The sequence below is a fragment of the candidate division KSB1 bacterium genome (assembly GCA_034505495.1).
Taxonomy (GTDB): domain Bacteria; phylum Zhuqueibacterota; class Zhuqueibacteria; order Residuimicrobiales; family Krinioviventaceae; genus Fontimicrobium_A.
In genome coordinates, this window is the sequence record JAPDQV010000018.1 from 1 (window position 1) to 8830 (window position 8830).

The 8830-nt window shown below is 54.3% G+C and carries 8 protein-coding genes; all 8 read right to left on the reverse strand.

The window, feature by feature from the left end; translation table 11 throughout:
- On the reverse strand, positions 1 to 753 hold a 753-nt coding region (locus ONB24_08695), incomplete at its 3' end, for a hypothetical protein (GenBank protein MDZ7316186.1).
- Between the two features lie 24 nt (positions 754 to 777).
- Entirely contained in the window at positions 778 to 1746 is a 969-nt protein-coding gene (locus ONB24_08700; protein ID MDZ7316187.1) for a hypothetical protein, read from the reverse strand.
- Between the two features lie 19 nt (positions 1747 to 1765).
- Entirely contained in the window at positions 1766 to 3775 is a 2010-nt protein-coding gene (locus ONB24_08705; protein ID MDZ7316188.1) for a M1 family metallopeptidase, read from the reverse strand.
- Positions 3776 to 3801: 26 nt separating this feature from the next.
- Entirely contained in the window at positions 3802 to 4584 is a 783-nt protein-coding gene (locus ONB24_08710) for an SPOR domain-containing protein (GenBank protein ID MDZ7316189.1), read from the reverse strand.
- Between the two features lies 1 nt (position 4585).
- Positions 4586 to 5731, reverse strand: coding sequence for a tetratricopeptide repeat protein (locus tag ONB24_08715; protein ID MDZ7316190.1), 1146 nt, complete (start codon positions 5729 to 5731; stop codon positions 4586 to 4588).
- Positions 5724 to 6080 (reverse strand): LapA family protein, encoded by a 357-nt coding sequence (locus tag ONB24_08720; GenBank protein ID MDZ7316191.1) that lies wholly within the window; start codon positions 6078 to 6080, stop codon positions 5724 to 5726. The genes ONB24_08715 and ONB24_08720 overlap by 8 nt, the downstream gene beginning before the upstream one ends.
- 121 nt (positions 6081 to 6201) lie before the next feature.
- A complete protein-coding gene (gene rpsA / locus ONB24_08725) occupies positions 6202 to 8151 on the reverse strand; it encodes a 30S ribosomal protein S1 (GenBank protein MDZ7316192.1) in 1950 nt (649 codons plus the stop codon).
- On the reverse strand, positions 8135 to 8830 hold a 696-nt coding region (locus ONB24_08730; protein ID MDZ7316193.1), incomplete at its 5' end, for a hypothetical protein. The genes rpsA and ONB24_08730, both read right to left, overlap by 17 nt.

Genomic DNA, 8830 nt, shown 5'->3' on the forward strand with positions numbered 1-8830 from the left:
GCTCAGGCGGATGCGGTAATAATCACCGACTTGCCCTGTGACCCGACAACGAACCCCGGGTGGGAGGAAATAAGCATAGCTCTTTCCTTTCTGGGTGCGAAGCACGGTCTTGTCGCGCGTCGTTTCGGCCATTTGCGGAGGATTTTCGGGCCATAAGGCAATTCTGCCGCGCGCCCGCGCCGCGGCCGTGTCGCCGAAGGCATTGATCAACAGCACTTCGATGCCGGTCCAGGTAAAAATTTCCTCAGACCGCAAAATAAAAGTGCCGACGTACCATCCCTCGCCGGTGCCGCGCACGGCGCTGCCATCACCCGGTGTACCCTGAAAAGCGACGGTAACCCGCTCACCGATCGTCAATTGGTGATCCAAGCGCGGCTCTACGCTCGCAGGATCAATGCCCCACTCCCCTTCGCGAAATCGTTTCGGTTTGAGCACCAAAATCCGGCGCATGAATTCTTTTTGCGTGCCGTCCGCTTCGACCAAACAGCGAAAAAAGAATTCGCCTTCCGCCAACGGCAGATAGGCAAGAAAAGCGCCGTTCTTGTATACGCGCACCGGTTGATCGTTGATCGTCAGTTTAGCGTGCGGCGGGGAGACTTGACCAAAAATATAGGTGCTGTCGTAGGCAAAGGCGCGCAGGGTATCGCCCTCTTGGGGATAAACAATGGAAAGCCGCACCTGCGAAAGCAGGCTCGCAGACCCCGTGAGGAGCCCTATCGTCGAGATGATCAGAGCAAACGTCCGCCGCTTCATGGTCTCACTCGCCCTAGGGCGTTGCTAAAGCCGTTTTTTCCGCACCAAGGTCTCTGCTTCTTTCTGCCGACGGTAATACTCCACCTGGCTCGCGTAAAAAGTAAGCCGCAGAGAAATCAATCCCAAAATGAAAAGCTGCTGGAGAGCGAACAGGGTCAGCAGCGACCAAAATGCCGTAGAGCGGAACGCGGACAACAGCAGAGCAGCCGTCAAGGTGCCGAGCACGCCGACGCCGACCAGCAGAGCGTTGATGAGCCAGGCGCGGTAATGACGAAAAACAAACAAAGTTGCCAGCCCGATCGAGATCCAGGCAGACTCTTTTTTATCCGTTATCAAAATCACCCGCGCATAATCAAAAATCATGGTAACGATGAAAATCACCTTGATAAGCAATAAATAGGCGACCAAATTGACAAACCAGACCCAAGGCTGGGAAAGGGAACCAGTCGTCAGCTTATCGACCAGGGAAAAAACGAGAGGATAAAGCCCTTTGTAAATGCCGAGAAAGAGGAGCAAAGCCGTAACCGCCAGCGCGGCCATGTGGTGGAAATAGAGTCCCGATTGGGAAAAAAATCGCTGAGTAGAAAAGGGACGCTCCTCGACCGCAAGTCCGACAAAACCGCCGTTGAAAAAAGCGGCAAGCAGCACATAAGCGATGCCGAGGACAAAGACGGCAACACCGTAGGCGGTCCAGTTGCCGGAAATCAGCAGCTCGAGGTTGTCGAAAATCGGTCCGAAACCGCCGCTGAGACTGGGCCGAAGGGTGGCCGCCAGGCCTTCCGCGCGGAAATTAAAGGCGCTCCACCAGGCATAACTGAAACCGCTGCTCATTTCCGAACGAAGAGTCGAGTAATCCAAATAACGATGCAGGCCGAAAAACAGCGGTATGGAAAGAGCCGCAGCGATCAACAAATTGACGAGATAGATCACTCCCACGGCCCGACGCAGCCGTATGACCGTATTCCATCCGTTTTGTATGATTTTGCCGACCATTTTTCCGCTCCTCATACGTTTAGGAAATAACGGCTGCCGTTTCCATCAAATGCTGCAGCCAAAAGAGCCATTGCAACGTCCAGCGTAAGGATGGAAACGGATCCGATTTACGGTAGCGTCCGTTGTTTGCAGGATCGACATCGAGCCAGATCTTGCGCTCGGGATCAATTTGTGCCTGCTCGATGGGCGATTTGGTCACATAGCGAAAAATTCGATAGTTCTGCTTTCCGTCCCATTTTTCGCGTACCGTTTCGCCGTTTTCAAAAGTCACGACCATCTCGACCGGTAGGGTTATCTCCCCCTTGCGCTCGACATGCACCAGAGAAAGCCACTCTCCTGTTGCCGGCCGCTTTTCATGACGCCTCTCCCCGCCTCTGCCGAAAAAGCCTTCGGCTCCGGGCAGCTTTTGCGCGTTGATTTCTACGACGGCATAATCGACGACGCCGTAGCCGTCGAGCAGTTGCTCAAAGAATGCCGACATGTCCTGCGTCGTGTGGCGCTGCACGGCAGCTATAAAATCTTGGCTCGTCGGATGGCGAAACTGCATCTCACGCACATAATCGCGCAGGGCGCGTTGAAAGACATCCTCGCCCAAAAGACCTTCCAGAGTCCACAACATGAGCGAAGGCTTTTCATAGGCATTGTTACGATAAGCGGCGCGGTCGATCAATTGATAGGACGGCGTGCTCATCTTGTCGCGATGACCGCGCTCGCGATGCAGCTGCAGCGTTTCTTCGCGAGGGTCCACGAGCACCTCCGAAAAGGTCCATGGAATGCCGAAACCCTCGCGATTCAGGTAAGTTTTGGAATAGCGTTTTTGTCCATATGCGGCAAGAAAGCAGCGGCCGGCAGCGTAAACCGTAAACCCTTCGTCCAGCCAAGCGGATTCTGTCTCATCGCTGCCGAGCAGACCGTAGAACCATTGATGCGTGCATTCGTGGATCGTCAGTCCGATGGGTTCAAAGCTGCCGGAAGCCTCCAGCCAATCGGCGCCGGTGGTGAATAGCGTCGGATACTCCATACCGGCGACGTTGGAACGAAAAGCCGCATCGACGATGGTGATCTGCGGATACGGATAGGGCAGATACCAGAGACCGAGATGCTTGAGTGTATTGGCGGTCGCATCGAAATAGCGATCGACATATTTTCGATGTTCCGGCTGATAGAGGAGCCGCATAGTGACGGGCGGCAGCTCCGGATACTCAAAAGTGCGTTCAGCCGTACGGTAGCGCGGTGAAGCGGTCCAGGCAAAGTCGTGAATGCACTCGCCGCGAAAAACAACGGTTTTTCGTCCCGCACCGGCCGCACGCTCCTCGACTTGTACTCCCGAAGCGCCGATCTGATAGCTTTTCGGAACCGTCACGGCGACCTCATAGTCTCCGTAATCGGCGAAATATTCCGTAGAAGCGTGGTACTGATGACAATTCCACCGATCCCCCTGTCGTACGCCGATTTTCGGAAACCACTGTCCGGCAAAGAAATAATCGCCGTTTCGGCCTGTGCGGGGCGCCCGACGCGGCAATTGGGTAACGAATTCAATTTCCAGCACGAGCTCTGCGCCTGAGGGAACAGCTCTCGGCAGCAGCAGCCTTCCTACCGTTTCATCATCGGTATTGCCGTCGTCCGGCGCGATGAACTGTAGAGCCGAAGTAAGTTCGGTTTTTGGGAAAATTCCGGGAGCTTCGACAAAAATCGTCTTGGGCTCGCAATAACCCCATCCGCCTTTAAAGCGGGACAAAGCCTTTACCCCTTTGGGCGTACGTTGAAATGTTTCGCGCAGAAAAGTGGATTGATTGTTCTTGAAAGCGTTCATATAAAAATGCAGCTGCACCTCATCGGTTGCCGCGCCGGAGTTTCGCCAAATGATGCGCTCCTTTCCGTCGAGGGTCCCGCTTTTTTCATCCAAAGCGACCTCGATGCGGTAATGCACGACTTTGTTACAGTTCGATGAGGGCTCGGAAAAGGCAGGCTGCAGGAGCAGTAGAATCATAACGGCCGGAAAGCTGATCCGAGTTTTCGGCTTCATCATCCTCCTCCAAAGCTTATAAGGGCGGTTCAATTCTCTACGGCAACGATGCGCACATTTTTGAGCGTGGGACGAAGATAAAGGTCTGCGTAGCGTTCGGCGCGCTGTCGATCGCTAAACTTGCCGATCAAAATATACCACAAATTTCCCGATTGAGAATCAAATTTTACTTCCACAAGGGGGAAAAGGCGGCGAATTTTTTGCGCCGCTTCCTGGGCGGCTGCCTCATCGCGAAAAGCGGCCGCTTGAACCGCATAATAGGCCGCCTTCGGCGGCGCAGCCGCGGCGCCGATCTGCTCCAGGTCCCACACCGCCTGATCGACAAACGGAGACTCGGATACTCTGCGGACAAAGGCATTCAAAAAGGCGCGCGCCGAATCGACTTTATCCTCGGCCAAAACGCATTGGCAATAGAGAAACTGCGCATCATCCCTCAACGGCGAGGCGATAAAGTTGCGAAAGAGCCGGGCAAAATAACTGCGCGCCGTCGAATAGTCGCGAACCGCAAAATAGTACTGACCGAGTCGGAGAAGCGCCTGATCGGCATAGGGCGACTGCGGATCGGCTTCGAGGAATTTGAGATAGAGAGTGCGCGCCGAATCGGCATCGGCGGTCAAAACGGCGCGAAAAAAGTCAAGGTTGGCATCATGAGGATAAAGGGCACGATATTGGAGAAGGGTCCGTTGCAGCGCCTCCCAGTCCTGTGCCGCATAGAGGGAGTCCAGGGCGGCGGAGAGTCGATCGCCGCTTCGGCCGATGACGGCAAGCAACAGTAGGAGGCATACCGTGCGGATGCCGAAGAGGCGGATCATACTACAGCCTTTCGGCTGAATTCCAGGCCCCGCAGGAGGTGCAGCGCCAGAAGTAGCTGCTTTGCCGTGTCCGACATTTGGCGCAAATGAATTCGTTTTTCTGCTGCGCCTCTTTTTTAAGGATATCTTCGAGCTGCTTTAGACCCGTGTCAGTCTGACCCAGCTTGAGCTCGATCAGCGCCAGCATCAGTAAAATGCGTCTATGATTAGGAGCATGAGTCAACGCTTGACGGCAAAGTTCGGCCGCCCGCTCCAGTTCACCCTTTTTGCTATAGATTTCGGCGAGACTAATATAAGCTTCGATCAGGTGAGGATGAGTGTCGATAATCCGATTGTAAAGCCGTTCGATCTCATCAAAGCGGCCCATCTCGTACAGCTTGTCCTGAAAAGCGTCCAAAGCGTGGTCGGCATATTCGGGAATGGCGATCAGCGTCTGCTGCAGTTCTTCCAAAGCGTCCTCGTTGCGGTTTTCGCGAAAGTAGCTCTTGACCAACTCGAGGCGCGCCGGATAGCATTTTTCATCCCATTTGATTGCTTCGCGCCAACAAAGGCGGGCATCGTGTTCGCGGCCCAGCTTGGCCAACTGAAGACCCTGCTCCACTTTGTACAACGCCAATCGAGTCATCCGCTCCTTTTTGTCCATTCGGCCGAAGCGCCGAAGGGTTTCAAAGGCGCCCTCCCAATCTTCCATGCTCTCATAAAGGGTGCGTTTGAACTCTTTCGGCCATTCGTCCTTCTTGTCCAGCTCGATCAGCTTGTCGCAGGTCGATTGTGCCCACTTGAGCTGGCCGTTCTTGTAATAGTCCTGCGCCAGGTTCATCAGAATGGTCTTTTGCTGCTGCAGAGTCAGGTTGGGTCGCAGCAGGAGGTCGCGATGTACCTTTACGGCGCTCTCGTAAGCGCCCTTTTCGCGAAAAATGTTGCCAATGAGAATGTAGGCGTCGATGTAATCGGTGTCCCTTCTGACAACGTCGCGGAGCTTTTCCAGGGCGCGATCTTGATCACCCCAGAGGAGAAAATAAAGGCCGGATATGTAGTCATTCTGAACGCTGGGACGCGGTTTGGGGCGCCGATACATAAGGAACCATCCGGCAAAAGCGACCAGTATGGCGAGGCCGATAATCGAGTATAGGACTTGCTCATTCATGCAGACCGCTCTCCGCTCGTTTCAGTTTTTCCTCTTCCAACGATTCCGGCGACAGGACGTCCTCGACTGCGGCATTGCGCAGGTGTTTCAGCTCGTTTTCCAGCGCACGAATTCGTCTCGCCTGCCGGCGGTTTGCGGCTTTCAATCCCAAAATTTGAAACAGCGAAACCCCTGCCCATACGAATATACCCGCAAAAAAGGAGACATACATAACCACCCATAATGGTACGTCATTGACGGTCTCCCACTGCCAGAACCTCACCGGCACGGCAACCTGCGAGTTCTGCATGGCAAAGGCGATCAGCACCGCCGCCAAAATAAAGGTCAAAATCCACCTAACGAACCACATCTATCCTCCAAAAGGTCAGATAGAGTTAGTTATTTTTTTTTAAACTAATACGCCCGTTTCATTGCCTTGCGGCCGCAAATAAGAGGGGAGTCGGCAAACTGGCCGACTCCCTCCCATCATGTCAAGCTTCAGCCGCTCCTTCCGGCTGCTCCGCCGCCGGTTCTGCCGGCGGTTCCGCCGCTTTTTTCTTGGACTTTTTCTCCGTCGGCGCAGGCGGTTCTACCGCAAACTCCTGCTCGGCTTCGGCCACTTCGGCCTCGGAGCGGACTTTGGCTTCTTCCAGATTTGCCACCTGCTTTTCGGAGAGGACGATCTTTTTGCTGTCCTTGTTGAACTCGATGACCGTCAGATTGAGAATGTCATCGATCTGATACGCATCGGCAGGTTTGCTGATATTCTCTTTTGCCAGTTGCGACATCGGCACAAAACCGTCGACGCCGTCCGGCAATTCTACCAGAAGACCTTTCTCGATCAAGCGCACGACCTTGCCTTCGACTTTAGTGCCGGGCTTGAAACGCTCCTCGAAAAGATCCCAGGGATTTTCCTGCGTCTGTTTGTAGCCCAACGAGATGCGACGGTTTTCCCGATCGATGTTCAGAACCACGACATCGACCACATCGCCCTTTTTGACCACCTCACCGGGATGACGGATCTTTTTGGTCCACGAAAGGTCGGAAATATGAATCAATCCGTCAATACCCTCTTCCAATTCGACGAACGCGCCGAAATTCGTGAGGTTGCGAACCGTACCGGTGTGACGTGAACCGATCGGATAACGTTCCGCCAAAGTATCCCACGGATCCGGCTCCAGCTGCTTCAGGCCGAGCGAAATCTTGCGCTCGTCTTTCTGAATGCTCAGTACCTTGGCTTCGACGATTTCTCCGACCGTCAACAGTTTCGAGGGATGCTTGATGTGCTGGGTCCAGGACATTTCCGAAATGTGAATCAAGCCTTCCACGCCCTTTTCCAGCTCGACAAAGGCGCCGTAATCGGAAAGGCTGACCACTTTGCCGCGCACAGTAGAGCCGACCGGATATTTCTCTTCCACACCTTCCCACGGATGCGGCTGCAGCTGCTTCAGTCCAAGCGAAATGCGGTCCTTGTTCTCGTTAAAGTCCAACACAACGACTTTGATCTTTTCGTCAAGCGACACAACCTCGGACGGATGCGAGACGCGACCCCAAGAGAGATCGTTGATATGGAGCAGGCCGTCCACCCCGCCCAAGTCGATGAACACGCCGAAATCGGTAATGTTCTTGACGATTCCTTCGAGAACCTGGCCGCGCTGCAGTTCCGCCAAAATCTTTTCGCGCTGTTCCTTCATTTCCTCTTCGACCAGCACGCGGTGGGAAACGACGATGTTTTTACGTAAATGGTTGACTTTGACGATTTTGAAATCCATCGTGCGGCCAATGAGGGAATCGAAATCGCGCACCGGGCGAACATCGACCTGCGAGCCGGGGAGAAAAGCATCGACGCCGCCCAGATCGACGACAAAGCCGCCCTTGATGCGACGGATGCACTGGCCGCGCAAAATCTCGCCGCGTTCATAGGACTCGATGACGCGATCCCAGGTGCGCATGAAATCGGCTTTCCGCTTGGAAAGCACCAAAAAGCCTTCCTTATCTTCAATTTCGTCAATGAGCACTTCAACCGAATCGCCGATCTTTAATTCCGACAGGTTGTCGAATTCTTCGACCGGCACAGTACCTTCGGACTTGAAGCCGATGTCGATAGAGACTTCTTTTTCGCCGATCGCCAGAACTCGGCCGACGACAACCTGACCTGCCTTGAAATCGATCAGAGTGTCTTCATAGAATTTGGCCATTGCCTCGAACTCTTGCTCGGTGTACTCTTTTTCCATCTCATCGAGCTTGGCAATGTCCAAAGAGGCGGGATCGCCGGTCGACGGTACCTGTTGCGATTTGATCTGCGAGGCGATCGGGTCCTGAAAGTCCGCAGCCGTCGAACGATCGGCTGTCTCGGGTGCAGCTGTGAGGCCGCCTTCGAGGTTGGAGGCCAAATTCTGCTCCTCATTCGAAGTCGGGTTAGGGTTAATTGTTTGATCCATGATGGGTTTGTTCCTCCTTTTGTGTATTTTCACCCCTTAGTGGGGACTTTATCAAAGCGTCGCGCACCTGCTCGAGCTGATGAAACGGCGTCGAAGCGCTGCCGGTGACGCCGACAATATCGCTTTCCTCGAACCACTTTGACTCGAGTTCTTCCGGCGACTCGATCCAGATCGTGCGCGGATTGACGGAACGTGCAGTTTCGAACAGCACGCGCGTGTTTGAACTATTTTTACCGCCTACCAGCAGCAGAACAGTCACCTGTCCGGCAAAATTTCGAATATTTTCCTCGCGTTTGGCCACTTGCGGACACATTGAACGCAGGACTGTCATCTTTTTCACTTTCAACTTGAGCCATTCGACCATTCGATCGAAATGAGCGGCGGCAATCGTCGTTTGGGCGGCAACTACGGTCGGAAGATCCGGCTCGACGTGCGTCGCGTCCCGCTCGTCGTTTACAACGACGGCTCGTCCTCCGCAGGCGCCGCTCAAGCCCTTCACCTCCGGATGGCCGGCTTTGCCGACAATGACCACCTGATAACCCTGGTCGGCGTAACGGCGCAATCGCTCCTGCAACGCGGCGACTGTGGGACACGTTCCGTCGATAATCGTAATCTCTTTTTCCTTCAACAGTTGCCGCAGGGATTCGGCAATCCCGTTCGCGCGAATCAGCAGCCTGCG

Bases quoted from the DNA above. Each gene is read 5' to 3' on its own strand.
- ONB24_08700 (MDZ7316187.1), bottom strand. From the start codon at position 1,746: ATGGTCGGCAAAATCATACAAAACGGATGGAATACGGTCATACGGCTG.
- ONB24_08705 (MDZ7316188.1), bottom strand. From the start codon at position 3,775: ATGATGAAGCCGAAAACTCGGATCAGCTTTCCGGCCGTTATGATTCTA.
- ONB24_08710 (MDZ7316189.1), bottom strand. From the start codon at position 4,584: ATGATCCGCCTCTTCGGCATCCGCACGGTATGCCTCCTACTGTTGCTT.
- ONB24_08715 (MDZ7316190.1), bottom strand. From the start codon at position 5,731: ATGAATGAGCAAGTCCTATACTCGATTATCGGCCTCGCCATACTGGTC.
- ONB24_08720 (MDZ7316191.1), bottom strand. From the start codon at position 6,080: ATGTGGTTCGTTAGGTGGATTTTGACCTTTATTTTGGCGGCGGTGCTG.
- rpsA (MDZ7316192.1), bottom strand. From the start codon at position 8,151: ATGGATCAAACAATTAACCCTAACCCGACTTCGAATGAGGAGCAGAAT.